Source organism: Enterococcus olivae, from assembly GCF_053760925.1.
The window spans coordinates 55,478-81,350 of record NZ_JBSMVT010000004.1 but is presented as its reverse complement, the minus strand read 5'-3'; the positions used below and the strand labels follow the sequence as shown (position 1 = coordinate 81,350).

At 41.5% G+C, this 25,873-nt stretch carries 20 protein-coding genes and 1 pseudogene; 17 read left to right on the top strand and 4 right to left on the bottom strand.

Annotation, left to right across the window (positions count from 1 at the left end; translation table 11 throughout):
* Window position 1: 1 nt before the first annotated feature.
* The 5 genes from ACWODM_RS04620 to ACWODM_RS04600 are packed head-to-tail and all read left to right on the top strand — an operon-like array spanning window position 2 to window position 6,559.
* Window positions 2–826, top strand: coding sequence for a carbohydrate ABC transporter permease (locus ACWODM_RS04620; RefSeq protein ID WP_455320205.1), 825 nt, complete (start codon window positions 2–4; stop codon window positions 824–826).
* Window positions 827–2,575, top strand: coding sequence for a glycoside hydrolase family 36 protein (locus ACWODM_RS04615; protein WP_455320204.1), 1,749 nt, complete (start codon window positions 827–829; stop codon window positions 2,573–2,575).
* On the top strand, window positions 2,556–4,826 hold the full coding sequence (locus ACWODM_RS04610; RefSeq protein WP_455320203.1) for a glycoside hydrolase family 65 protein: 2,271 nt from the start codon (window positions 2,556–2,558) through the stop codon (window positions 4,824–4,826). The genes ACWODM_RS04615 and ACWODM_RS04610 overlap by 20 nt, the downstream gene beginning before the upstream one ends.
* A gap of 16 nt (window positions 4,827–4,842) precedes the next feature.
* Window positions 4,843–5,880, top strand: coding sequence for a LacI family DNA-binding transcriptional regulator (locus tag ACWODM_RS04605; RefSeq protein ID WP_455320202.1), 1,038 nt, complete (start codon window positions 4,843–4,845; stop codon window positions 5,878–5,880).
* Window positions 5,873–6,559: a hypothetical protein gene (locus ACWODM_RS04600; RefSeq protein ID WP_455320201.1), complete on the top strand. Its 687-nt coding sequence runs from the start codon at window positions 5,873–5,875 to the stop codon at window positions 6,557–6,559. The genes ACWODM_RS04605 and ACWODM_RS04600 overlap by 8 nt, the downstream gene beginning before the upstream one ends.
* A gap of 88 nt (window positions 6,560–6,647) precedes the next feature.
* On the opposite strand, the gene ACWODM_RS04595 is transcribed toward ACWODM_RS04600, so the two are convergent.
* Window positions 6,648–6,908 carry a metal-sensitive transcriptional regulator gene (locus ACWODM_RS04595; protein ID WP_455320200.1) on the bottom strand — a complete coding sequence of 87 codons (261 nt, stop codon included), beginning with the start codon at window positions 6,906–6,908 and terminating at the stop codon, window positions 6,648–6,650.
* A 148-nt stretch (window positions 6,909–7,056) separates the two neighbouring features.
* On the opposite strand from ACWODM_RS04595, the gene ACWODM_RS04590 reads away from it, so the two are divergent.
* The 5 genes from ACWODM_RS04590 to ACWODM_RS04570 all read left to right on the top strand — a co-directional run bounded on the left by ACWODM_RS04590 (window position 7,057) and on the right by ACWODM_RS04570 (window position 10,368).
* Window positions 7,057–7,371, top strand: coding sequence for a rhodanese-like domain-containing protein (locus tag ACWODM_RS04590; protein WP_455320199.1), 315 nt, complete (start codon window positions 7,057–7,059; stop codon window positions 7,369–7,371).
* The gene (locus ACWODM_RS04585; RefSeq protein ID WP_455320198.1) at window positions 7,372–9,021 is read left to right on the top strand and encodes an FAD-dependent oxidoreductase; all 1,650 of its coding nucleotides are present in this window, start codon (window positions 7,372–7,374) and stop codon (window positions 9,019–9,021) included. It abuts the gene before it with no gap.
* On the top strand, window positions 9,014–9,310 hold the full coding sequence (locus tag ACWODM_RS04580; protein WP_455320197.1) for a rhodanese-like domain-containing protein: 297 nt from the start codon (window positions 9,014–9,016) through the stop codon (window positions 9,308–9,310). The genes ACWODM_RS04585 and ACWODM_RS04580 overlap by 8 nt, the downstream gene beginning before the upstream one ends.
* A 22-nt stretch (window positions 9,311–9,332) precedes the next feature.
* A complete protein-coding gene (trxA, locus tag ACWODM_RS04575; protein WP_455320196.1) occupies window positions 9,333–9,638 on the top strand; it encodes a thioredoxin in 306 nt (101 codons plus the stop codon).
* Window positions 9,639–9,705: 67 nt separating this feature from the next.
* A complete protein-coding gene (locus ACWODM_RS04570) occupies window positions 9,706–10,368 on the top strand; it encodes an HAD family hydrolase (RefSeq protein WP_455320195.1) in 663 nt (220 codons plus the stop codon).
* Between the two features lie 42 nt (window positions 10,369–10,410).
* Here ACWODM_RS04570 and ACWODM_RS04565 read toward each other — a convergent pair whose 3' ends face one another.
* Complete coding sequence (locus ACWODM_RS04565; RefSeq protein ID WP_455320194.1) at window positions 10,411–10,890, bottom strand: GyrI-like domain-containing protein; 480 nt, start codon at window positions 10,888–10,890, stop codon at window positions 10,411–10,413.
* Between the two features lie 386 nt (window positions 10,891–11,276).
* On the opposite strand from ACWODM_RS04565, the gene ACWODM_RS04560 reads away from it, so the two are divergent.
* The 7 genes and pseudogenes from ACWODM_RS04560 to ACWODM_RS04530 all read left to right on the top strand — a co-directional run bounded on the left by ACWODM_RS04560 (window position 11,277) and on the right by ACWODM_RS04530 (window position 20,666).
* Complete coding sequence (locus tag ACWODM_RS04560; RefSeq protein ID WP_455320193.1) at window positions 11,277–12,650, top strand: DUF1576 domain-containing protein; 1,374 nt, start codon at window positions 11,277–11,279, stop codon at window positions 12,648–12,650.
* Window positions 12,651–12,723: 73 nt separating this feature from the next.
* Complete coding sequence (locus ACWODM_RS04555) at window positions 12,724–13,203, top strand: RNA polymerase sigma factor (RefSeq protein ID WP_455320192.1); 480 nt, start codon at window positions 12,724–12,726, stop codon at window positions 13,201–13,203.
* Window positions 13,193–13,870, top strand: a complete 678-nt coding sequence (locus tag ACWODM_RS04550; RefSeq protein ID WP_455320191.1) for a hypothetical protein — start codon at window positions 13,193–13,195, stop codon at window positions 13,868–13,870. The genes ACWODM_RS04555 and ACWODM_RS04550 overlap by 11 nt, the downstream gene beginning before the upstream one ends.
* 163 nt (window positions 13,871–14,033) lie before the next feature.
* Window positions 14,034–14,297, top strand: coding sequence for a multidrug ABC transporter ATP-binding protein (locus ACWODM_RS04545; protein ID WP_455320190.1), 264 nt, complete (start codon window positions 14,034–14,036; stop codon window positions 14,295–14,297).
* Window positions 14,298–14,687: 390 nt separating this feature from the next.
* A pseudogene (locus ACWODM_RS04540) lies at window positions 14,688–16,264 on the top strand (ATP-binding cassette domain-containing protein).
* A 171-nt stretch (window positions 16,265–16,435) separates the two neighbouring features.
* Window positions 16,436–18,274 carry a heavy metal translocating P-type ATPase gene (locus ACWODM_RS04535; RefSeq protein WP_455320189.1) on the top strand — a complete coding sequence of 613 codons (1,839 nt, stop codon included), beginning with the start codon at window positions 16,436–16,438 and terminating at the stop codon, window positions 18,272–18,274.
* A gap of 451 nt (window positions 18,275–18,725) precedes the next feature.
* Window positions 18,726–20,666, top strand: a complete 1,941-nt coding sequence (locus tag ACWODM_RS04530) for a heavy metal translocating P-type ATPase (protein ID WP_455320188.1) — start codon at window positions 18,726–18,728, stop codon at window positions 20,664–20,666.
* 40 nt (window positions 20,667–20,706) lie between these two features.
* Here the strand turns inward: ACWODM_RS04530 and ACWODM_RS04525 are convergent, their stop codons facing one another.
* The gene (locus ACWODM_RS04525; protein WP_455320187.1) at window positions 20,707–22,752 is read right to left on the bottom strand and encodes a methyl-accepting chemotaxis protein; all 2,046 of its coding nucleotides are present in this window, start codon (window positions 22,750–22,752) and stop codon (window positions 20,707–20,709) included.
* 728 nt (window positions 22,753–23,480) lie between these two features.
* Window positions 23,481–25,496 (bottom strand): methyl-accepting chemotaxis protein, encoded by a 2,016-nt coding sequence (locus ACWODM_RS04520; protein ID WP_455320284.1) that lies wholly within the window; start codon window positions 25,494–25,496, stop codon window positions 23,481–23,483.
* Window positions 25,497–25,873 lie beyond the last annotated feature (377 nt).

Below are 25,873 nucleotides of genomic sequence, written 5' to 3'. Positions count from 1 at the left end.
TATGAGAAAAATAAAACTCTCCAAAGTCATTTTATACAGTATTTTGATCGTTTATGCAGTGATCACGGTGTATCCTTTCTTGTGGGCAACCTTTGCCTCGATCAAACCCTACAGCGAGATCGTTGGTGGTGGATTGAAGTTGCTTCCTGAACAACCGACACTGGACAATTTCCGTTACATTTTTACACAGGACCCGTTGTTTCCTAAATGGGTCGTGAATTCTATCGTGATCGCTACGATCGGGACCTTTTTGAATGTCGTGTTCAACAGTATGTGTGGTTATGCATTGGCAAGGCTGCGTTTTCCTGGGCGTAAACCCTTATTGCTGATCGTGATGATCTGTATCATGGTACCCGCACAGATCTTGTTGATTCCCAACTATTTGATTATGCGTCAATTAGGTTTGCTGGACACGTATTCGGCCTTGATCATTCCTTCAGCAATCAACTTTTCTTACATCTTTATGATGCGGCAGTTCTTTATCTCATTTCCAAGAGAAATCGAAGAAGCAGCAGAAATCGATGGCTTGGGACGTTTTATGATCTTTTTCAGGATCGTTATGCCAATGGCGCGGGCCTCGGTCGGAACACAGGCAATCTTTGTCTTTCTGGCATTTTGGAATGATTTTATGAAACCTTTGCTTTATGTGACATCTCAGGATAAGTATACGTTGACATTAGGTCTACAGTCCTTTCAGTCTCAGCATGCCACTCAGTGGAATTATATTATGGCAGCCGCTGTCGTCACGATCGCGCCGATCATTGTCATGTATATCGTGCTAAATAAATACTTCATGAAAGGCATGAAAATTGGCGGTGATAAGTAGATGTCGAAGCTTACCAATCTTACTCTAATCAATAGTTCTAATGTAGAGATTCAACAGACAAAGCAAGCAGAACAAACAATTTATGATTTGACCGTGATAGATGATCGAGAACCCTTGGCGGTGACCTTTTCTTTTCCGTTGATCGAGATTTCTCGATTTTGGACACCCGTCTCTGGTGGAGAAGATCATTTGCCGAATCTATGGAGTACACCATTGGAAACACAGATCAATTATTCGATGCCGTTGTTTTCTTTTTTGAATGAAGCAGGGCAAAATAAATGGGTCGTGGCACTGTCAGAAGCAAAATACAAGGTAGAAACATTAGTAGGTGTTCATGAGGAAACGGCTTGTCTTCATCTGACTTTTCGCATTCCGCAGCTGTTTGATCTGCGGCAATTGTACATTTATACGGATGAGGAAACAAAAGAATTCTATCAGGGGATCACCGAAGCGCGTCAATGGATGTATCAGATCAATGATTTGGAACCACTGGCTCGCAATGAAAAAGCCTATCAGCCAGTATACTCTACTTGGTACAGCTTCCATCAATCATTGAATCAAGTGGCGATCGAGAAGCAGAAGGAATATTTTAAGGAAAATCATTTGAAGACGATCATTCTGGATGACGGCTGGCAAACAGATGATAGCAATCGAAGGTACGCCTATGCTGGCGACTGGGAGATCGCTCGAAAGAAATTTCCAGATATGAAGAATCACATCCAGAAGTTTCAAAAGGAAGGAATCAATTATCTCGTTTGGATCACCTTGCCATATATTGGTAAAAACACGGCAGCTTTTCATCGATTTGAGCAGAAATTTTTGTACTATGACGAGTACCAGCAGGCAGGAATTCTGGACCCGAGATATCCAGAGGTTCGCGAATATTTGATTGAGAAGCTGATGCATCTGATCGAGGAATTGAATTTGGATGGACTAAAAATCGACTTTGTGGATGCCTTCAAAGAGAGCCAGCCGATCAGGAATGAGGCGATGGATGGTTTGTCTTTAGAGAACGCGATCGAGGAATTACTGCAGGAATTGACAAAGCGATGCATCGCTTATAAAGCTGATTTTCTGTTTGAATACCGGGAGGATTATTTTGGTCCGTGGATGAATCAACTGGCCAATATTATCCGAGTAAAGGATTGTCCAAATGACCTGAATCGCAACCGCTACAGTATTGCCAATCTGCGCTTGCTGTGTCCAACAGCGGCGATCCATTCAGACATGATCCTTTTCCATAGCGAAGAGACGATGGCATACACTGCTTTTCAACTGCTCCATTGTCTGTTTGGGGTGATTCAGCTTTCAGTGGATCTTACACAGCTTTCATCTCAACAGCGAAAACTGCTTCGTTTTTGGATGAATTATCAGCAAGAGAATTTCAGTACTTTATTTGAAAAAGCCTTTCAACCGCTGAATCCTCACGCTCGTTACAATCTAATCATTGCAGGCGATGAAACGAAGAAAATCACTGCCAAATATCAATCGGATATCGTGTTACCTTTGGATAGAATGCGGGCGGATGAAGTAGACATTATCAATGCCACCCTGGATGACTCATTGGTACTTTCGGATGAAAAACAGGAAGCAGTCACGTACGAGCTAACGATTTTTGATGTCTTCGGTGAGTTCGTCGACAGCAGAAAAACAATCATTGATCGCATCAGTACGATAGAGGTACCGAGCGGCGGCTTTATTAGAATCAAGAAATGGCAGGGAGGATACGATGGAAAAAATAAATTATAGAAACGACTGGCAAATTTCCAGTGATCAGTTTGACGAAAGCAATCTGGCGAAATTTGAATCGATCATGGCATTAGGCAATGGTTATTTGACAATCAGAAATAGTCATGAAGAAGTCTATCCTTTAGAAAAAAGGAATTTTTTTGTAGCAGGTATGTTCAACAAATTTTCTGAAGACGAAGTCACTGAACTGGCGGCTTTTCCAGATATCAGCAAGATCGTTCTTTGGATCAACGGGCACCGTTTCTCTTTGCTGCAGGGAAAAACAGAGGAATTTGTTCATCTGTTTGATTATCGAACCGGTGAATCTAAGCGGTCGTTCATCTGGAGCTTGGATGAGAACATCTGCTTGCGATTTTGTTTTAGCAAGTTTGTCTCTATGGACAACAAGCATTTGACTGCTACGCATTTGGAACTGGAAAATTTAGGAGAAACAGTCGACGTAGTGATTGAATCTGGGATCGACGGGTCAGTGACCAATACTGGTAGTCAGCATTTCGAAGAAGGCGAAAAACGCTATTTTGATAAAAAAAATCTGTATGTCAAAACGCAGACGACAGAATCAGATGTGGTGGTTGCTGTGGCCTGTCGTCACCACTTGTCAGTAGCACACACAACTCGAGCAAGAATGGCACGCAGACAGATTTATGAGCGCAAGCAATTTCAGTTGGGGCAAGGAGAGACGGCGACCTTCACTAAATGTTCATTGGTGAAGACGGATCGTGATCTGGCGTATGAGAAAGAAACCTATTTAAAGGAATCTTTGCTGACAGAATTGGATCGTCTTTCTTCGCAAACCTATGAAGAATTGTTTGAGAAAAATCAACAAGCCTGGGAAAAAATCTGGACGGAAGGCAAGGTCCAGATCAAAGGAGCGATACGCGATGCATTGCTGTTGAATTTTTCACGTTACCATCTTCATGCGATGTCACCGATCCATGATCCACGTATGAATATTGGTGCTAAAGGAATGACAGGCGAAGGCTATAAAGGGCATACCTTCTGGGATACAGAAATTTTTATCTTGCCTTATTTTATTTATATGTATCCGGAATGGGCAAAAAATCTTATCCTGTACCGAGTCAATGGTTTGGAAGCGGCGAAGAAAAATGCACAAAAGAATGGATACGATGGTGCGCAATATCCTTGGGAGTCAGCTTGGCTTTCCGATGGAGAAACGACACCGGAATTTGGGGACATCGATGTCGTTACTGGTCAGGCAACACCGATATTGACAGGGAAAATCGAACATCATGTGACCGGAGATGTGATTCAGGGGGCGTTGGAATATTTAAAAGCCACTCAGGATGAAGCGCTGGAGGAACAGTTGTTTGAAGTCATCATGGAGACGGCGAAGTTTTGGTGCTCTCGAGTTACTTGGCAGGAAGCAAAGCAACGCTACGAGATTTTGGATGTGATCGGTCCGGATGAGTACAAGGAACATGTAGACAACAATGCGTACACCAATTATCTAGCTAAATACAATTTGGATCATGCCTTAAAAACCTTTGAAGAGCATGTCGGGACGGAGAAAAACAAGGCGTACCAACAGGATATCGAGAAGATCAGAGCTGTCGCTGAAAAGCTCTATCTGCCTGTAGCAAATGAACAAGGGATCGTGCCACAGGATGATACCTACCTACAAAAAGAAATTCTAGATTTGACTTCTTACTTAGCAGATGAAGAAGTCAATACGATCTTTCTTGATTACAATTTGGAGCAGGTCAACGAAATGCAGGTCACGAAGCAGGCAGATATTTTGCTACTGTTGTCTCTGTTCATTGAGCAATTTAGTGAAGAGCTCTTGCTTAAAAACTGGGATTATTATTATCCTAAGACACTGCATGATTCTTCCTTGTCGCTTACGACACATTGCACCTTTGCCTTGCAGCTGGATAAAATCGATTTGGCCTATGACCTATTCCAGCGTTCCTTTGACATCGATCTTGGTGCAAACAACATGAAATCTTCTGATATGGGGATTCATTCGGCTTCTATGGGTGGCGTTTGGCAAAATGTTGTTCGAGGATTTGGTGGATTCTCACTCGAAGAAGGTCAAATTCGAATTCAACCACGGCTTCCAGATGCTTGGGAAGAGCTCATTTATACGGTGAACGTCAGTGGTGCCAAACTGGAAATCACCGTTACAGCAGACACGATCCTGGTTAAAAACTTAAAAGGCAGTGTGCCAAGTCTTGTAATTAATGGTAAAATCTATTCAATAGATAAAAATCAGTTACTAGTCAAGAGGTAAAGAAGGTGCACCCAAAATGATTACGTTAAAAGATATTGCAAAATTATCCGGTTATTCGGTCACAACCGTCTCTAGAGCGTTGAATGGCTATAGTGATGTGAACGAGGAAACACGTCAGCATATTCAGAATATTGCAGACCAGCATGGCTATGCCCCCAATGTGTTGGCCAAAGGTTTAGTCAGCCAAGATTCTAAGACATTCGGTTTCATTACTTCGCATTTCTCGCAAACCAAGACACCGCTGATCGACAATTTTACCTTCAGTCTGTTTATTCGATCAATCGAAAAAGCCAATGCCTTAGGCTATGATATCGTTTTGATCCATTACAATGAAAAACTACAAAAAAACAAAACATTTAAACAGCTGATTGCCGAGCGTAACCTTTCGGGTGCTATCATACAGGGGTTTGACCGTGACGATGAATTGTGTCAAGATGCGTTAAACTCTAAAGTACCAACAGTTTTTATCGATATGGGACTTGATAATGAAAGTTCTGGCTTTGTTGTTTCTAATATTCGGAAAGCAGCAAAGATGGGCTTTGAGTATTTAGTAGACTGTGGTTATCGGAACCTGCTCTTTATTTTCGGTTCTGAGGAATCATGGGTCACAGATCAATGGAAAGAAGCCGTTGCTGAAGCATCTCAGCAGTATCAAGGAGTGCTTGATTCTATCGCGTCGCTTAATGGAAATTATAGCTTGGAGGATACGATCGATCTAATCGTTGACAATCAGGCGATGGTCCAGAAAGAGAAGCTGGCAATTTTTTGTGCAAGTGACCATATGGCAGTCGGTGCGATCAAGGGATTGGAAAAACTCCAGATCAAGGTACCCGATCAAACGGGGGTATTGGGCTATGACGGTATGGTCATTTCTCAATATCTGACACCATCGTTATCTACGATTGCTCAAAATCCTGAAGAGCTTAGTGCCAAGGCAGTGGAAATGCTCTTGGAGATCATGAACAATAAACAGAAGAGAGCCAGCTACATTTGTAAAGAGGTCGAAGTGGAGCTGATTATCAGAGAATCCACGAAGGAGTTGAAGCATGATTGATTTATTCGTAAATAGTGTGCAGCTGAATGTCAAAAAAACAGCAGACTATCGCAACGATAAATTGTCAAAGTTTATTTCTTACTTGATCTTGTTGATTTTAAGTTTAAGTATGCTCGTCTTGTTTTACAATCTTAGTCAGATTAAGCTAGATGAATTTTTAACTTTGACCGCAGATTCGAAAATCCAACTGATTGATACACAGCTGCAAGAGAATCCTGCGGTGGCGGAGATCAATCAGCAAAGTGCTTATACAGGGATCACGATGTCTGAGGATCATTTGCAGATCCGTAATGTCGGTGCATTCCCCTATGAAACGCTGCAGGATGTGACACAATACTCTTCTCATGCGTTTTTGTATGATGTCTTGAATGACAGCCAAGGAACCTTGCGAAGTTTGATGTTCATTACCCTTTATTTAAAGACAATTCCTTTTATTCTTGCTGCGATTTTCTTGGTAGGGATAATGAGCTATCTCTTCTATCGTACATTGAAGAATACGGGCTATGATTACAAAGAAGCCTTCAAGATCTGTACCTCTTTGCTGACGCTACCTGCGATTGCCTATACAGCGGTAAGAGTGGTAGGTCTGCGGGAAGCGACAGCACTGTTCTTTTTCAGTATGGCTTACATCATTCTTGTCTTTTATGCTTCACGAGTTATTTCTGGGGACAACAAGTAAACCGTGTTCTTCAAGAAGTACTCAACAGTTTTTTTGAAAAAACATCCCGGCCAACCTGTTTGATCGACAGGTTGGTCGGAATGTTTTACTATTTTTTTATGATCATGTTGATCGCCTGTTCCAGTTTTTTTGACTGTTTCTCAGGATCATCTTCAGGATCAACAAAGCAGTTTTTTAAGTTTTCAGCAACGATCATCCCCATGACACGATCAATACTGGAACGAACAGCACTGAGCTGTGTGATGACATCCACACATTCTTTTTCTTCCTCAATCATTTTTTGAATCCCGCGTATCTGCCCTTCTGTTCGTCGCAGGCGATGAATAACTTTCTTCTGTTGTTCTTTCATGCGATTTCCTTCTTTCTCAAAGCTCTTGGTTTGAATATACCGTAAGAGGGTATAGAGGTCAACCGATTTGAAAAAGATAAAAAGCTTGACAGACGGATTAATCAATAGTTTAATATACCCCATAAGGTATATTAAAGGAGTGTATGAAATGTTTGGATTTATTTTTAACAGTGTGCCGTCTGTCTCAACAGCAGAGCTTTCCCAGCGATTATCCGAGAATATAAGCATCTTAGATGTACGGACACCATCTGAATACCGCAGTGGGCATCTTCCAACTGCGAAAAATGTGCCATTGAGCAAGATCAGCAGCTACAGTTTAAAAGAAAAACAAGTCTATGTTATTTGTCAGTCCGGCATGAGAAGTCGACAGGCAGCAAAGCAGCTGAAGAAAAAAGGTTATGAAGCGATCAATGTTCGCGGTGGTATGAATCAATGGACTGGAAAAATCAGAGGAGGGAAATAAATGAAAATAATCATTGTAGGAGGCGTAGCAGGTGGGATGTCTGCAGCTACTCGTTTGCGAAGATTGATGGAAGATGCAGAGATCGTTGTGCTAGAGAAAGGACCATTTGTCTCTTTTGCAAATTGCGGACTGCCCTATCATGTCTCTGGCGAAATAGCAGAGCGTGATGAATTAGTAGTTCAGACACCGCAAGCATTACGATCACGGTTCAATCTGGATGTCCGTCCGTTTCATGAAGTGATCAGTATCTCGCCAGCAGACCACACGGTAACGATTCGGACAGAAGAAAAGGAATTTGTTGAAAGCTATGACAAACTGATCTTGTCTCCAGGGGCTAGACCGTTTGTCCCGCCGATCAAAGGATTACAGGAAGCGCAAAATGTTTATAGTTTGAGAAACATTCCTGATCTGGATCGGCTGATTTCAGGAATCACAGAAGAAACAAAACAGGCGGTTGTAATCGGTGCAGGCTTTATCGGTCTGGAAATGGCGGAAAATTTAAAGAAACGTGGGCTGGCTGTAACGATCGTGGAAAAAGCACCACAAGTTTTACCGCCGTTGGATGAGGAAATGGCAGCTTTTGTCGAAAAAGAGCTGACTAATCAGGGAGTCCGTGTCATTACTTCTCAGTCAGCGATTCGTTTTGAAGAAGCTGGTAAAAAAATTGTCTTGGAGGATGGACAGGTACTGACTTCCGATTTAACCATCTTGTCTGTAGGTGTTCAGCCAGAGAACCAGCTAGCTGTTGCTGCCGGACTGAAGACAGGACAGCGTGGCGGAATTTTAGTAGACTGTTCCTATAAGACCAGTGAAAAAGATATCTATGCGGTAGGCGACGCGATTCTCGTCAAACAGCAGATTACCGGCGAAGACGCGCTGATTTCTCTGGCTTCTCCAGCAAATCGTCAGGGAAGACAAGTGGCAGACGTAATTGCCGGACTTTCGAGGAAAAATCAAGGAAGTATTGGGACAGCAATCGTTCGCGTGTTTGATTTGTCAGCGGCTTCCACAGGTTTGAATGAGCGCATGGCGAAACTTGCAGGTTTTCCCGTCACGGTTGTACACATTACTGGCAAAGATCATGCAGGTTATTTTCCAGGAGCAACAGACATGACGTTAAAGCTGATTTTTAATGCAGAAACAGGGGAAATCTACGGAGCTCAGGGAGTCGGTGAAAAAGGAATCGACAAACGAATCGACAGTCTAGCGACAGCAATCAAAGGGAAACTGACGATTTTTGACTTGCCTGAACTGGAATTTACTTATGCACCGCCTTTTGGTTCAGCCAAGGATCCAGTGAACATGCTGGGCTATGCTGCAATGAATCTGGCAGAAGGATTGAGTGAATCGGTTCAATGGCATGAATTATCAAAAGAATTGGCACAAGGAAAGAAATTACTGGACGTTCGTACGTCAGCTGAAGTTGCACAAGGTCAATTTGCAGATGCGATCCATATTCCATTGAATGAGTTGCGTGATCATGTAGCCGAATTGGATGCAGAAAAAGAGTATATCATTAGCTGTCATAGTGGCTTGCGCAGCTACATTGCCGAGAGAATTTTAAAACAAGCAGGTTTTAAAGCAAAAAATTTAGATGGGGCGTTCTCTCTTTATCAAGTAATCAGACCGGAGGAAATCAAGTATGTATAAATCAATCGGTATCGATGAATTTGAGCAACGAATCAAACGAGAGAATCTTTCAGTCATTGATGTTCGCGAAGTCCATGAATACCAAATGGGGCATGTGCCGGGTGCAATTAATGAACCATTGAGCAGGTTGGCAGGAGCAAAACTGACTGTAGACAAAGCTCAGGAGCACTATATTATTTGTCAGGCAGGTTCTCGTTCAGCGAGGGCTTGCGAATTTCTTAGCTCGCAAGGATATCAGGTAGTCAATATTATGGGGGGAACTTCCGCTTGGCGGGGGATTTTAGTTTAAAGAAAAGAAAGGAAAGATCCAAATGAAACAGTTAACAAAACAAAATTTTGAAGAAACAGTAAAAGAAGGACTTCATTTGATTGATTTTTGGGCAGTCTGGTGTGGACCTTGTCGTATGCAGGAACCGATATTAGACGAATTAGAAAAAGAGCTGCCATCCATTCAGATCAGCAAAGTGAACGTTGATGAAGAACCGGAATTGTCTGCTCAATTTGGCATCCAAAGTATTCCAACGATGCTGATTTTTCTAGATGGTCGTTTGGTGGATCGTTTGAGCGGTGTCCGTGTCAAAGAAGAACTGAAAAAGGAATTAGCGTATTACATGTAGGCAAGTGTGGATGAATAAGGTAAAATAAAAGAAAGATTGTCAACAAAACAGGAAGCGAGGAGAAACAATGCAATCGATTATTTTTGATTTCAATGGCACCTTATTCAGTGACACGCCAATCCATGAACGCGCCTGGCGGCAATTTCTTCAAGGGATACTGCAAAGAGAGCTAGCAGAAGAAGAATTCCACCAAATCCATGGATGTTCCAATCATTTGACCATGGAAAATTTGTTAGAGAAAAAGCTGACTAAAGAAGAAGGCCATCGATATTCTGAACAAAAAGAAGCTGTTTATCGAAAATTACTTTTACAGGAAGAAAAGATTGAGTTGATAGCAGGAGCGACCGACTTTTTTGATCACCTAAAAGTAAAGGGGATTCCGATGAATATCGCTACTGCCTCACCAAAAAGCAATGTTGATTTTTACTTTGAATTGTTTCAGCTGCACCGCTGGTTCGATCTGGAAAAAGTCGTCTTCAATGATGGCAGCCTAGCAAGCAAACCAGCACCAGACTATTATGTACAGGCAGCGTTGAATATTGACGCAGATCCAAAGGAAATGGTCGTTTTTGAAGATTCATTTATCGGACTGCAGGGAGCAGCTAACGCTCAAGCAAAACAAATCATTGCTGTTGCTACAGAGGATAACCATGAATCGTTACAAAAAACTGGACTGGTCGATTTTGTGATTGATGATTTTACTGATCGACAACTACAAGATCTAATATAACCAAAAGCACGTTTGTTTACGCAAACGTGCTTTTTTTTGAAGTTATTTTGGTACGACAGGAATCCACATTTCACCGAAATACTGACCATCACGCGTCCCCATTTCAACGGTTGTATTTGGTCCGCCGACATACTGGTAGTCTTCGATCTCCATGAGTGCTTGTCCGAAAGCAATCCCTGTTAAGGTATTTTTCAATTCTTCAGGATCAGCTGCTTCGGCTTTGACCACAACATAGGTACTTTTAGGGAACTGGATCACACGAGTTGCTTCTGGCAAGGTTTGTTCTGTCAAGACGTCCATATAATACATCATTTTATTATTGACTGCTTCGTTTACTGCAAACAAATAGTCGTTGTCAGCAAGATTCTGTAATTTCTCTAAAGTACCGTCTTCTGAGGCTTGTGTCCAGAAGTCTTTCTTTTCTTTAGTGATACCCATGTAGTCAGTGTAGTCGCTTTTCAAATCTGTGCCAAATCCTAAAACGGTGAATGCTTCTTTTTCTTCTAAAGTGTATGTTGACATGAGAAATTCCTTCTTTCTTATCTTTTGTTGTTTTTTGTTTCTACGTTTATACTAAAAGAAAACCATGTCAAAAAATGACACTGTTTAGGAGAAAACGATCCATTCAAAGAAACACTGGCTTATACGAGTCCTTATCAACTGACGGCGCGTTTGGAAACAGTTGTTGACGTAAATCAGGGATCAGAGGTTGAGGAGATGATCAACTGGCTATTGTTTCTAGGAAAAGAGGTTCAATTTCGACAGCTTCCGCCAATCTTGGCTAAAGGAGTAAAGCAACGACTTTCAGCAGCTACCAAAGACTGGTGATCAATATTATGTAAAATAGTGTTCAATCTAGCGCAAAACTATATTAAAATAGAGGTAAGAGCAAGAGAGTAGGTGACAAAATGGTCCATACGCACAGTCGTTTATGTCCCGATCTGGTTTATCGTTTCTTACAATTGTTTGCGCTTTTTTTAACAATCTCAGCTTTTTTAATCGATTCGATCTCAGAAATCTGGCAAGGACTTGAGGCGATCATCGTCTCACCAAGTAATTTGACGACGGATTATATAGAGTTGGGTGGTCTGGGAGCAACGTTATTGAACAGTGGTATTTTGACCTTCCTTAGTTTGTTTATGCTAAGAAGGCACGAACATTATTTTTCACCCAATACAGTATTGACGGTCATGTTACTGGCAGGCTATTCTTTTTGGGGAAAAAATTTATTCAACGCAGCCCCCATTTTTATCGGACTGTCTGTTTATCTGAAGCAAAAGGGGGACGATTCTCAAACGGATATCGCAGCAGGTATGCTGGGAACAGCACTTGCTCCAGCAGTGAGCCTCGTCTTCTTTTATTCGGATGACTGGCAGATGAAAGGAATCGCCTTGTTGCTGGGCTTTTTGATTGGCTATACGATTGTGCCAGTATTCAAAAAAGTTCAAAATTTTACTCGAGGGCTGAATTTGTACAATATGGGTTTTGCTGCAGGAGTCCTCAGTATAGCCGTCAACATTGTAGTCACAAAGCTGTTGGGTGTTCCAGTTCCTTGGGTTCGCAGTGAGGTTCAGCACGATAAAGAGATCTTTTATCTACTGTTAGCTCTGTTTGCCGCTGCCGGATTATACGGGATCTATATTTTTTTCAAGTATCATTTTGTTTCGGTCCAACGTCACAAACTCGTAGTGACTTGCATCCATCAACGCTTTGCTTTGCGGGATACGTCAAGGATCTTCAAGTTTTCAATCTATGGTTTTATTGGACTGGGAATCGTGGAGCTGTTTCATGGACAGCTCAATGGTCCAGTCGCTGGAACGATTTTGATTTTTACTGGCTTTAGTATGTATTATTATCACTTTGGACAATACCTCGCACCCGCTTTAGGTGTGATGCTTTCTTATGTTTTATTTTTTCCCGATGCGGGAGTCTCGGAGCGGTTGATTGCGGTCTTGTTCGTTAGTACGATGGCACCTTTTACTAAAAAATACGGGATACTTTTGGGCTTTCTTTCAGGGATGCTCTTTCCCGCAGTGTCTAGACAGTTGAATATTCTACATGACGGAATCAATCTGTATAACAGTGGCTTTGCTGGTGGGGTGACAGCGATCTTGATGTACGGTGTACGCAGAGAGGTCAAACGAATTCCTTTTTTGCGAAAGATTTTTTTCGGTTTACTACCTTACACCTATCAAAAACAACAGAGGCGTTTGAAACAATGGTTCAGAAGAAAATTTTTAAAAAATAGTATCGAAATCATCGTTATCAGATCCAAAAAATAAAAAAGTGGACAAATTTTCATTCGTTTGTTCACTTTTTTCAATGTCATTTGTTTTATAAGTGAGGGGGGAGGAAATGAACAGTTATTCAGAGGAATATTTATTGCGCACAGCCAATGAACTGATTGCTTACCTGAGAAAAATCGGCGCTCGATTGCCAGATGCGCAGGATATCGCTCAAGAAACCCTGCTGAAGATCCTAGAGATCGAAACAGAGATTCCCCCTGATAAGGTCCACGCTTGGATGTTTCGGGTGGGGACGAATCTGTATTTCAATCTATACAAGCAAACCAAGCGCCGTCAGGAGATATTGGAAAGAGATTTCCCTCGTATACCAGAAGAATGGAGCTCCTACAATGAGCAATTATTTATAGCATTGAATCAACTTGATTTGAAGGCCGCTACCGTGCTGATTTTGAAATACAGTGAGGAGCGTTCAATGAAGGAAATGGCTTTTCTATTGGGACGACCTGAAAGTAGTCTGAAAACTGAATTATATCGAGCAAGAAAAAAACTCAAAAAGATTTTGGAGGAGCTGACTGAGGATGGAAGATAAAGAGTTAAAAAAATTGGTCAAAAAATCACGCAATCGCCAAACCAAAAAAATACTGGGAACTTATGCGATCATGCTCTTGTGTTTTGCTCTTATCGGACTGGTGTTTATGAGCGTGTATAATTATGGTCCGTTCAAGGCAGACAAGGTTTCCGGACTTCGCGACGATCGGATCAAAACGGTTGAGCAGCAGTCAGATGTCGGAGCATTGCTTTTTGATCAGGTACAAGAGATACAAATGAATACCGATGTCAATCAGTTGACGATCCACATCGACTATTATGAAGGAGAAAAATTGATTTCTGCCACGGAGCCTTTCCAAGTAGGGGATGCCGAAGAAACGGGAGAGGAGCTTTCTGGCTTGAAGGGCAGCTTGATGTATGGCATTCCGACTGGGGAAAAGCGAATGATCATCGATTTTATTGGAGACGGTTATCGTGCACGAGGGCAACTAGATTTTGATGAGTATCTGACCCTAGAAAAGGATAAGGGCTGGAGCTCTCAGGAGTACTATTACGAAGGGACAGAAAGAATCGAGCGAGACAAAAAATATTATCTATACCTTACTCAAACAGGAGGTAATATGTATTTAGACTTTGAGCAGAATTTGTCAAAGAAAAAACTCAAAGAGACCAAGCAGACGATAGTGATGTATATGGTTTTAAAATAGTAAGAAATTTCAAAATTTCGAAAAAGTCGGAAACGTGTCTGTTTCTGGCTTTTTTTCTTGCTACCAGCTTTATTTACTGCTAGACTAAGTCTCTGCCCGAAAACCACGTTGAAGTTTCCCCAAAACATACATTCTCAAAAACTTTTTAAAGAGGAGATTGCCAATGAACGAGTACATTGAATTTATTCATGCCAGAGAGAACAATCTAAAGAATGTCAGCTTAAAGATCCCGAAAAACAAGATCACTATTTTTACAGGTGTTTCTGGTTCGGGAAAATCCTCGATCGTTTTTGATACGATTGCTCAGGAGGCTGGGCGCCAGCTGAATGAGACCTATGACAGCTATACCCGTTTGTTTTTGCCAAAGTACAGTCGTCCGGATGTGGATGAGATCAATCATCTGTCGACAGCGATCGTCATTAGCTAAAAGAAAATCGGCGGTAGTGCTCGTTCCACATTAGGGACAATCACCGATATCAATGCCTTGTTCCGAGACCTGTTTTCACGTTTTGCGAAACCAAGTTTAGGTTTTGCCAATGCGTATTCTTTCAATGATCCAAGTGGGATGTGTCCAGTTTGTCAGGGAATCGGTCAAACGATTGCTTTAGATACTGAAAAAGCCGTCGATCATGAACGATCTTTGAATGAAGGCGCCATCTTGTTACCGGGTTTTTCTATAGGTTCATGGTACTGGAAGCTTCATGCAGAGACTGGTCTCTTTGATCCTGACAAAAAGATCAAAGAGTATACGCCAGAGGAATACGATCTGTTGATGTATGCTCAGCCGCAAAAAATAACCACTGCGGAAACTGGTGAAATGAATGTACCTATGAGGGGATCGTGACCCGCTTTATGCGGACCAACATTCATACCGAAAAAGAAACCAGCAAGCGGGCTGCAAAAGTCTTGGAGGACTATACTGTCATGAAGGCTTGTCCAGATTGCCACGGGAAAAGATATAATCAAGACGTGCTGGCATCGACCATCGACGGTTACAATATGCACGACCTGACGGCAGTCCAGTTGACTGAACTAAATGAAATTTTGCAGACGATCGATACGGAGACTCGTCATCCAATCATTGCCGGCATTCAAAAGAGAGTCCAAGACATGATCGATATTGGTTTAGGCTATATGGACCTGTGTCGAGAAACCGGGACTTTATCTGGTGGAGAATCGCAGAGAGTCAAGATGGTCAAACAATTAGCCAGCAGTTTGACCAATATTTTGTATATTTTTGATGAACCTAGTACCGGACTGCATCCAAGAGATGTCTATCGTTTGAATGATCTACTGCGCAAGATCCGTGATGCTGGCAATACCGTGTTAGTTGTTGAACACGATCCAGATGTGATCCAGATTGCCGATCATATCGTAGATGTCGGTCCCCATGCTGGCAGACAGGGTGGCGAGATCACCTTTACCGGTAGCTATTCGGAGTTGCTGGATTCTCAGACATTGACCGGTCAATCACTGAGTCAGTCTTTGCCGATCAATCAAGAGCCAAGAAGTGCAACAGAATATTATGAGAGTGCCCACAGCTCTTTGCATAATTTGAAAAATGTCCAGTTACGTATTCCAAAAGGGATCTTTACGGCAGTCACAGGTGTTGCTGGTTCAGGTAAGAGTACGCTGGTCAATGAAGTTTTTGCAAAAAAATTCTCCGAAGCGATTCAAATCACGCAAACACCGATCCATGCCAATAAACGTTCAAATCCAGCGACATATACTGGGATCATGAACAGTATTCGCAAATTGTTTGCCAAAGAGAATGGCGTAGATGCAGGACTCTTCAGTTATAATTCCAAAGGTGCTTGTCCCGAGTGTAAAGGAACCGGTTCGATCGAGCTCAATCTTTCTTTTATGGATAAATCGGAGATCGAGTGTAGCCACTGCCAAGGGAAACGCTACGATCCAACGGTGCTGGAGTATTTGTACAAAGAAAAAAACATTGTGGATGTCATGGATATGACGATCGATGAAGCGGTGGCTTTCTTTGATGCCAAAGATATTCAAAGAAAATTACAAAATCTACAAGAAGTAGGCATCGCCTATTTGACATTGGGTCAACCGATGGATACCTTGTCAGGAGGAGAAGCACAGCGCTTGAAGCTGGCGAATGAGCTAAAAACCAATGGCAATATCTATATTTTGGATGAACCAACTACCGGCTTGCACATGTCGGATGTGAAAAATGTGATTCGAATTATCAACAATCTAGTTGAAAAAGGCAATACCGTGATCGTTATCGAGCACAATGTCGATGTGATCCGAAGTGCCGATTGGGTGATCGATCTAGGACCAGATGGTGGACGAGCTGGAGGAGAACTTCTCTTTGAGGGAACCGTTCAAAACTTACAGAAAGCTGCTACGATCACTGGAAAATATATTTAAAGATGAAGAACATCAGCCACTACTTACAGAGTAGATGCTGATGTTTTTTTATTTGGCGAACCGATTGAGAAAGACTTTCAAGTACAAATGATTCTCTTTATCGTTTAGGGGATATTGTTCCAGTCTAAAAAAATAAAGTGTTATGCTCAAAGTGTGGAAGGGGCGAGCGACATGAAACAGGAGAAAATAGATTGGAAAAGTACAGCAGGATGTACCTGCTTTTTGGTGGTCGGACTAGGGATCGAATTTCTTACAGGATGGGCGTTTTCCAGTTGGCTGTATGCTTTAGCCGTTTTAGCTGGAGGAATCCAGTTGACGATAGCGGGACTGCAAGAACTTTTCAAAGAAAAACGGTTCAACGTAGATTTACTGATGATGCTGGCAGCGTTGGGTGCCGGACTGATCGGCGAATGGCGAGAAGGGGCCTTGCTGATTTTTATTTTCAGTTTAAGTCATGTCATGGAAGAATATGCGACACATCGAAGCAAAAGAGAAATCAATCATTTGTTGGATCAGCAGCCGCAATCTGCGAGGAAAATCTTTTCCAACGGGCGCTCACAGGAAATTCCGGTCGCTGAATTGGTAGTAGGAGATCATTTACTTGTTTTTAAAGGAGAACGTGTACCGACAGATGGCAAAATAATTAGAGGTGTGTCGGAGATCGACGAGTCAGTTGTTACCGGAGAAAGTGTACCGCAGGCAAGAGCAAGAGGCGAAGACGTCTTTGGAGGAACGGTCAATCTAGGCAATGAGCTGGAGCTAATTGTAACGAAAGACAATTCTGAAACACTGTTGGCGCAGATCATTCGACTGGTAGAAGAAGCACAAAACAGTCAGACACGAACGGAAAGCTTTATTCAAAGAATTGAGAATCGCTACGTCCGCGTGATTCTTATTGGTGTACCCTTGATGATCTTGTTCTTTTATTTTGTTTGGCAGTGGTCCCTGACAGAAAGTTTGTATCGGGGAGTCACCTTGTTAGTTGTTGCGAGTCCGTGTGCATTGGTTGCCAGTAGTACACCAGCTTTGCTCAGTGCCATCAGCAACGGTGCCAAACGTGGCGTGCTCTTTAAAGGTGGCACCTACCTAGAGACTCTCTCGGAAATCAAGAGTATCGCTTTTGACAAAACAGGCACATTGACCAAAGGAGAACTGATCGTGACCGATCATTGTTTTTCAGTATCGGAAGAAGAGATTCTGCCAATGGTCGTTGGCTTAGAAGAAAAAAGCACACATCCATTGGCACAAGGAATTCTTCGTAAATGGCAGGAGGATTACTCATCGTTACAGTTAGTGACAGAAGAACTGACGGCACAGGGAATACAAGGAAAATATGACGAGCACACCTATTATATAGGAAAGAAAACCTCAGAATATTCGGATTCCGAAGAAATCATTCAATGGAAGGAAGAAGGAAAAACCGTAGTGTATGTTGAAAGAGATCAGCAGTTTTTAGGAGCGATTGCTTTGTTAGATACATTAAATACGCATGTAAAAGAAATGATTGCTTATTTTCATCAGGAAGAAGTCCATACGCTGATGCTGACAGGAGATGCACAAAAGACGGCGGCCTATATCGCAAAGCAAGCCGGAATCCAGGAAGTCCAAGCAGAATTGCTGCCGGAAGACAAGGTTCGCTATGTCAAAGAACAAAAAGAACGGTTTGGAAAAAATGCCATGCTGGGTGATGGTATCAATGATGCACCTGCATTGTCTACAGCCACTTTGGGGATCGCGATGGGAAAAGGAACAGACGTGGCGATGGATGTCTCGGATGTCGTAATCATGGAAAATGATTTGAGCAAGCTAGTATATACCCATCGTTTATCCAAAAAGATGAAACGAATCATCAAACAAAATATTTTCTTTAGTCTTACCGTGATCCTACTGCTCATTTTCCTGAATATCCAACAAACATTAACGATTCCCTTTGCAGTCATTGGACATGAAGGTAGTACGATTCTAGTAATTTTGAATGGGCTGCGCTTATTACGAAAACTTCCTCAATAGTAGGAAGTTTTTTTACTGTTATCGATTGACAAATGAATGGTTGTTCATGTATTATAAAGATAAACAAATGAGAGTTCGTTCATATGATGAATAGAAGTGTTTGTTAAAAATTTGCCAGCCCTACTTATCAGAATTTTTAAGTTAGTAGGATGGTATGCGTACAAAGAATCAAACTTAAATGTTCAATTTTTTAAAATTTAAATACATTAAAAGAAATAAGGATGCCAGTTCCACTTTCCCAGATTACAAGCTAGTGGAAATGGTATACGGCATTTCAATCAGACTAAAATTTTGCTTTTTAAAAATTTGCCAGTTCTACTTATCAGAATTTTTTAAGTTAATAGGATGGTATGCGTAGAGAGAATCAAACTTAAATTTTCAATTTTTGAAAATTTAAATACGTTAAATCGAAGTAGCTTAATACATTAAAAGAAATAAGGAGTCGATAAAGATGGAATCACATGAAGAGCATACACATACCAGGAGTTGTCATTATGATCACACGCATGAACACGGACATGGTCACGAACACGAGCATGGTCGCCAGCCAGTGATTCTTTATCTAGTTGGTCTCGTCTTATATTTGATTGGCTTTTTAGGTGATTTTTCTACAACTGTCAATCATATTCTCTATATTTTAGCGATGCTGACCGCTGGCTATCATGTGATCTGGGAAGGTTTTGGGGAAACGATCACGGATTCGATTCGTTTGAAAAAATTTCGTCCGAATGTCCATATTCTGATGACTCTAGCAGCAGTGGGCGCTTCGATCATTGGGGACTTTGACGAAGGTGCTCTATTGATTTTGATTTTTGCTGGGGCTCATTTTTTAGAAGAATACGCAGAAGGAAAAAGCCGTAGAGAAATCACCAGTCTGTTGCAAATGAATCCTACAGAAGCCCGTCTTCTTCAAAAAGATGGAAAAATGAAGCAAGTTTCTGTAGAGACACTAAAGATTGGTGATTACCTAAGAGTGCTTCCGGGAGATCAAATTCCCACAGACGGGATCGTGATCGAAGGAATCAGCGCGATCGATGAATCATCGATCAATGGGGAAAGTATGCCTCAAGAAAAAGGAGTCGGAGCTGAAGTGTTTGGTAGTACTATCAATGGACAGGGAACCTTGACGATGGAAGTGACAAAAGAAAGCACGGATACGGTCTTTGCCAAAATTTTGCAGCTGGTCGAACAGTCACAAAGCAATTTATCCAAGACCGCTACGAAAATCAAAAAAATCGAACCGGTTTATGTGAACACTGTTTTAGTGATCGTTCCGCTCTTTATTCTGCTCGCGCCAACGATCTTTGGTTGGGACTGGTCCACGAGTATATATCGCGGAATGGTCTTGCTGATTGCAGCATCACCGTGTGCTTTGGCGGCAAGTGCTGTACCAGCAACCTTGTCAGGTATTTCTAATTTAGCCAAACGAGGTGTGTTGTTCAAAGGGGGTTCCTATTTGGCGAATCTATCAACGGTCAAAGCAGTTGCCTTTGACAAGACCGGCACACTGACTGCTGGAAAACCAGTGGTAACAAACAGCGTCTTTCTGGAAGATTCCAAACAAAAATGGCTTGATTTGATCGTAGCGATGGAAAAAAATGCCAACCATCCTTTGGCGAAGTCGATACTGGAAGCCTTTGGTCAGGAGACACCCCTTACTTTAACAGTGGAAAATGAGATCGGTCGAGGACTCGTAACAAACTATCAAGAAAAAACCTATAGAATTGGAAAACCGTCATCTTTTTCGGAAATTCCAGAAGACATCCAGCATCATACAGAAATGTACGCACAGCAAGGAAAAACTGTCGTGTATTTTGCTGAAGATGAACGAGTGGTTGCATTGCTGGCGATGATGGATGTGCCAAACAAACAAGCCGAAACATTGATTGCCTACTTAAAAACGCAGAAGATCCATACCGTGATGATCACCGGTGATGCTGAACAAACAGGAAAAGCAGTTGCCACAGAATTGGGAATCGATGAAGTAAGTGGCAATGTGTTGCCTGAGAACAAGGCAGCGATCATTCAATCACTTCAGGAAACTTATGGAGAAACCGTGATGATCGGTGATGGTGTCAATGATGCGCCAGCTTTGGTGCAGGCAGATATTGGTTTTGCAATGGGGGATGGAACAGACATTGCAATCGATGTAGCCGATGCCGTCATTATGCAAAATGATCTAATGAAATTTAAATATGCTCATCAATTATCGAAGAAACTCGACAAAATCGTTTGGCAGAATATTCTCTTCTCGATGTTTATCGTCGCTTTGCTAACTGTGTTGAATATTCTAGGAAAAATGGATATCGGGATCGGTGTTTTAGCCCATGAAGGAAGTACTTTAGTCGTCATTTTAAACGGTCTTCGTTTACTAGTACCAGTAAAACATTAGAAAAAAGAAGCAAACATTTTCAAAATGTTTGCTTCTTTTTTTAGTTACCTTCTAATTGAAAAAGATTGGTCACCTGCTTCAAAGATTCCGAAACAGATTGTAGATCCGCAACATGCGCAATAAATTCTTCCATTGTTGCCAATACTTCTTCCGCATTTGCGGAAACTTCCTGTGTACCAGCTGCGTTTTCTTCTGTCGAGGCTGAAATACTTTCCAAATTTTCCAGAACCACTTGCTGAATTTGAGAAACGCGGGCTGACAAAGCATCAATCTGCTCAATTTGGCCCAAGAGATTATAGCTTTGTTCGAATAATTTTTCTGAAGAGTTGATTGCTAGATGGATCAGATTCGTTTGATTTTGGCCGCCGTCTAATGAACGCGAGGTTTGATCGACCATGTTTTGTGACTGTTTTTGAATTTTTTCGATAATCGTCTCGATTTCTTTGGTGGAGTTTTTACTTTTTTCAGCCAATTGACGAACCTCTGTGGCAACAACCGCAAATCCCTTACCAGATTCGCCGGCACGAGCCGCTTCGATCGAAGCATTGAGTGCCAGTAAATTAGTTTGATAAGAAATGTCATTGATCACATGGATGATTTGTGTAATATTTTGGACCTCTGTATTCATTTCTGTCATATTGGACATCAAGTTTCCAATTTGTTCTAGCTCTGTCGACCAGTTTTCATTGACCTCTAACATCGCTTGCATATTTTCTTTATTGATTTCGCTGACTTGTTCGGCATCTTGGCTCATCATCGAGACACTTCCGCTTAGTTCTTCGACTACCGATGACAGATCGTGGACTCGCAAGACACTGCTTTCGGTCTCCTGCGCCTGTGTAGAGGTGACCTCTGCGATGCCTGTAATGGTTTCGGTGACTTCTTCTGTCGCCAGATTTGTCTGCTTGGATAGTTCTAGTAGTGAGTGAGACATATCTGACACAGACTGACTTTCTTGTCGGACTTGTTGATTCATCTTACCAACTGACTGGATCATTTCGTTAAAATGAAAAGCCATTTGATGGATCTCTGTTCCGGTCTCCTTAGGATAAACATAGTTTGTTCCGATGTCTCGATAGGCAAGCTTTTTCTTTTGGTTTTTTTCTGCCTTTTTGATAGTGTTCATGCGCCCATTGCTCATTTGCTGGAAAGAACGGATGAAAATATTGATCATGTTTTGGATAAAATGTGTGAGCACAAAAGAAAAACCAATGGCAAGAACCATCATACTTAATCCTACTATAATAGAGGAAACAATCAATGATTGTGTCTCATCACGGTATTCTGATTTGTTGATACTGACGATTGCCCAGCTAGATCCTAAAGCAGACTCTTTGCTAAAGTACAAGCTGTTTAATTGTTCCTCTCCTTTTAATGGGATCATGGCAGCATTACGATTGTTTTCAGCCACCCTTTGGAAGAGTGGGTTTTGACTGATATCCGTTCCGTTCTCCTCCGTGGTTTCAGATGCAACGATGATTCCCGAATCATGAACAAGCGAGAGGACTCCGGTGTTTCCGACACGTAGATGCTGGATCAGGTTCGAGACACTTTGATAGGAGACATCGAAACTCAAGACTGCCAACTGATTGGATTGATTCCGATAAGCTTTGGAAACTGAAAGCAGGAATTCACCGGTACCAGCATCTTCGTAAGGTTCTGTCCAATAAAAAGAACCTTCGTTTTCCACTGCACCAATAAACCAAGGACGGGAAGTGGCATCGTAATCATTCGGTAAGGGGGACAAGGTTGCATACTGTCCGTATTCAGTAGCAAACACGAGTTCAATAATATCCTCGTCACCGGCAACCGCCGTACGCAGCTCGTCTTCGATCTCCTGCATCTGGTATCGTTCCTGCAGAGGAGCCAATTGGATGATCTCGTCGATTCGTTTTTCAACAGATGCAAACAAGGCTGCTTCCTGAGCGAGGATCGCTTCTGTGGCACTTTGGGCAGCAGCCGTATTTCTTTCGATCATCATTTTTTTGGTGCTGTTGAAAGAACTGAGCAGTAAAATGAGAATAGGAATCAAAGCTGTGAGAGTCAGGATAAGAATGACTCTAGAACGAATACTTTTCTTTTTCATACAAACACTCTTTTCTACGATATTTTTTAACACTATCTATAGCTATCGGATAGCGCTTACGAAAAGTTAAGAGGAAGAGAAAAAATCTGTCCTGATTTTTTAACATGAAAGGAAATCTCACTTTTGAAGGAATAGAAAGCATGGGTTCATAGGTTGTCTATCTTTTTCAATTGTCCGAACTCTCGGTCAAACAGGGAGATGAAAAAGAATCTTCTTCAAGTGATTTTCGTTGAGGAGCACCAGTATTAGCAGTGATTCTTAGAAAAATAGGAACATAGGATGTGTCCTGTTGTGAAGAAGGAAGACATTTCAGTATTGTAGAGATCTTCGAAAAGGGGATCGACTATTTATCTGTGAAGGTTGTCATGCGGTGAAAACGATTCTTTATAAATTTTAAAGGGAAATTTTGTTCAAGGTATTCCAATGTAAACAAAGTATTCTAAGTCTGAATTTGGTTACGAATGTTAAATCTGTGATAATCGTTAAAAGCTAGAGAAAACAAAAAAATTCCTAGGAGAGGTGTTCTCCTAGGATTTTTTTATTGAAAAAATGCGAGTTTTGTCGTTTTTTTTACCAGTTTTGTCAAAACTATAGTCAAATCGCCCTTGTGTTTATATAGTTAAGGGAACAAATTGTGAAAATTTGAATAATACTATAAACCAAAAGAAAAGAGGCGTGACGATGAAAAGTAAAAAATTCAAAAAGCACTGTCATTATTACTTATTTTATTAGGCGATAGTGATTCTTCCGATCAATTGTTTCAGACCAGCAGAGATATTTTGTAATTCGCTGACATGACCGACGAATTCTTCCATCGTTGCCAGAACTTCTTCAGCATTGGCAGAAACTTCCTGAGTACCTGCCGCGTTCTCTTCTGTAGAAGCTGAGATACTTTCCAGATTTTCCAAGACCAGATTTTGAATCGTAACAATCCGTTGATTGGAGTTCTCAATTTCTTGGATTCCTTCGATCATAGCGGTGCTACGTTCAAAGACTTCCTGTGAAGAATAGATTGCTTGGTCGATCAGACGGGTTTGATTTTCGCCGCCTTCCAGTGAACGAGAAGCTTGTTCGACCATTTCGGCTGACTGATGTTGAATCGTGCCGATAATCGTTTCGATTTCTTTGGTTGAGTTTTTACTTTGTTCTGCCAACTGACGAATCTCAGAAGCAACCACCGCAAAACCTTTGCCAGACTCGCCGGCACGAGCTGCTTCGATTGAAGCGTTTAGCGCTAGTAGATTGGTTTGATAAGAAATGTCATTGATCACATTGATAATCTGATTGATTGCTTGGATGCTTTGATTCATGTTGTTCATATTATTGACCAGTGTTTCCATTTGTGACATCTCTTTTTGCCAACTTGAATTGACCGCATTCATGACATCCATACTTTGCTGGTTGATACTTGTCGATTCTTGAGACTGATCATTCATTTTCGCAACATTCGTGCTGAGCTCATTCACCACGTCGGAAAGTTCTTGAAGCTGAGAAACACTGCGTTCGGTTTCTTCTGCCTGTGTACCAGTGATCTCGGCGATTCCAGTGATGGTTTCAGTCACTTCGCCAGTTGCTGAACTGGTTTGCTGTGAGAGTTCTAGAAGAGAACCCGACATTTCTGCTACATGTTGACTTTCATGTTGAATCTCGGAGACCAAACTACTGGTGGATAGGATCATTTCATTGAAGCTGGCAGCGATACGATGAATCTCTGTCCCATGTTCATCTGGACGAACATATCGACGAGCTTGATCGATCAAGTTGAACTTACGACCTTTTTGTTTTTCGGAAGACTCGATTTTTCGATAGGTTCCTTGTTTCATTTCACCAAAATGATCGTCAAAGACCTGAATGACCGTTTTGACGATCGAACGCACAAGAAAAGCAAAAAGTGTAACTAGGATCAAAAGAACCACGGTAACGATCGCTGAAGACTGGATCAATGCTCTTGTTTCTACAGCGTACTCATTGTCGCGAATAGCGGCGTATGCCCAAGTCTTACTGCCCTCGCGTCCTTTGTCAAAGTAGAGATTTGCGACATCACTCTGATCATCGATATCGATAGATCCTTCGTTGTTTGCAGATTCTGATAGTTGTTTGAAGATAGCTGTATCCGTGATATCTTGTCCGATACGTTCAGTGTCTGGATCTGCTACGATGATTCCGGTATCAGAGACCACGGTGATAGAACCCGTACGACCTACAGACAAATCGCTTAACAAGCGAGCGATGCCTTCGTAGGAAATATTCATACTTAAAACACCCCAGTCGCCATGATTGTTTCGCACAACTTTGGATGCAGTAGTCAAATAGTTGTCCGAAGCAGCATCTTTGTAAGGAGGTGACCAAGCGATTTCACCATTTTTTTCTACAGCGGCCTGGAACCATGGACGTGAACTGGGTACGAAATCATCCGGTAGGTCACTCAAAGACGTAAACGTATCGTCTTGTGTAGCAAAGGTCATTCCTTTATTGCCGCTGTCACCATAAATGACCAATTGTAAAATCTCGTGGATCGCTACTAAATCAAACGTCTCTTGAAAAGCTGGTAACAAACTGATTTCCGCTAAACGAGTTTCCGTAGCGTGCAACAGGGCGTCTTTTTCTTCAACAATTGCTTTAGCAGAGCTGACTTGTGTAACCTCGTTACGCTCTGCTAGTAAATTTGTTGTGATCGTGTATGAATTTAATAGCATAACGATTACAGGAACTAGTGCCAAAGTGATCAAAACTGAAAGAATCATCGTTCCAACACTTTTATTATTTTTTTTCAATCAAATATCCTCATTTCCATAAAATTTTTTTAATTGCTTTTTTGAACGTCTTAATGATTTGTCGGTTGTTATTTAAGTTATTCAAGTAAAAAGGAAAGATTAAACAAAAAAAAGAATAAATAACTTGTCGCTTTTAAAAAAGGTGTATTTAATAAAAGTGTAAATGGAAAAAGATTACAGAGGGGATGACAGACTTTGTGAAAAATCGAAAGAGGTTTCTTCTACTAAAAATGGAGAGGGTCGTTATTTTATCGTTTTTCTCAAGGAGACCAAAGAGGGGAAAGTCTCGTTGTAAAGCAATTGATACGTGCTTACCATAGAAAAATTTTATAGTAAAATCTTATCGA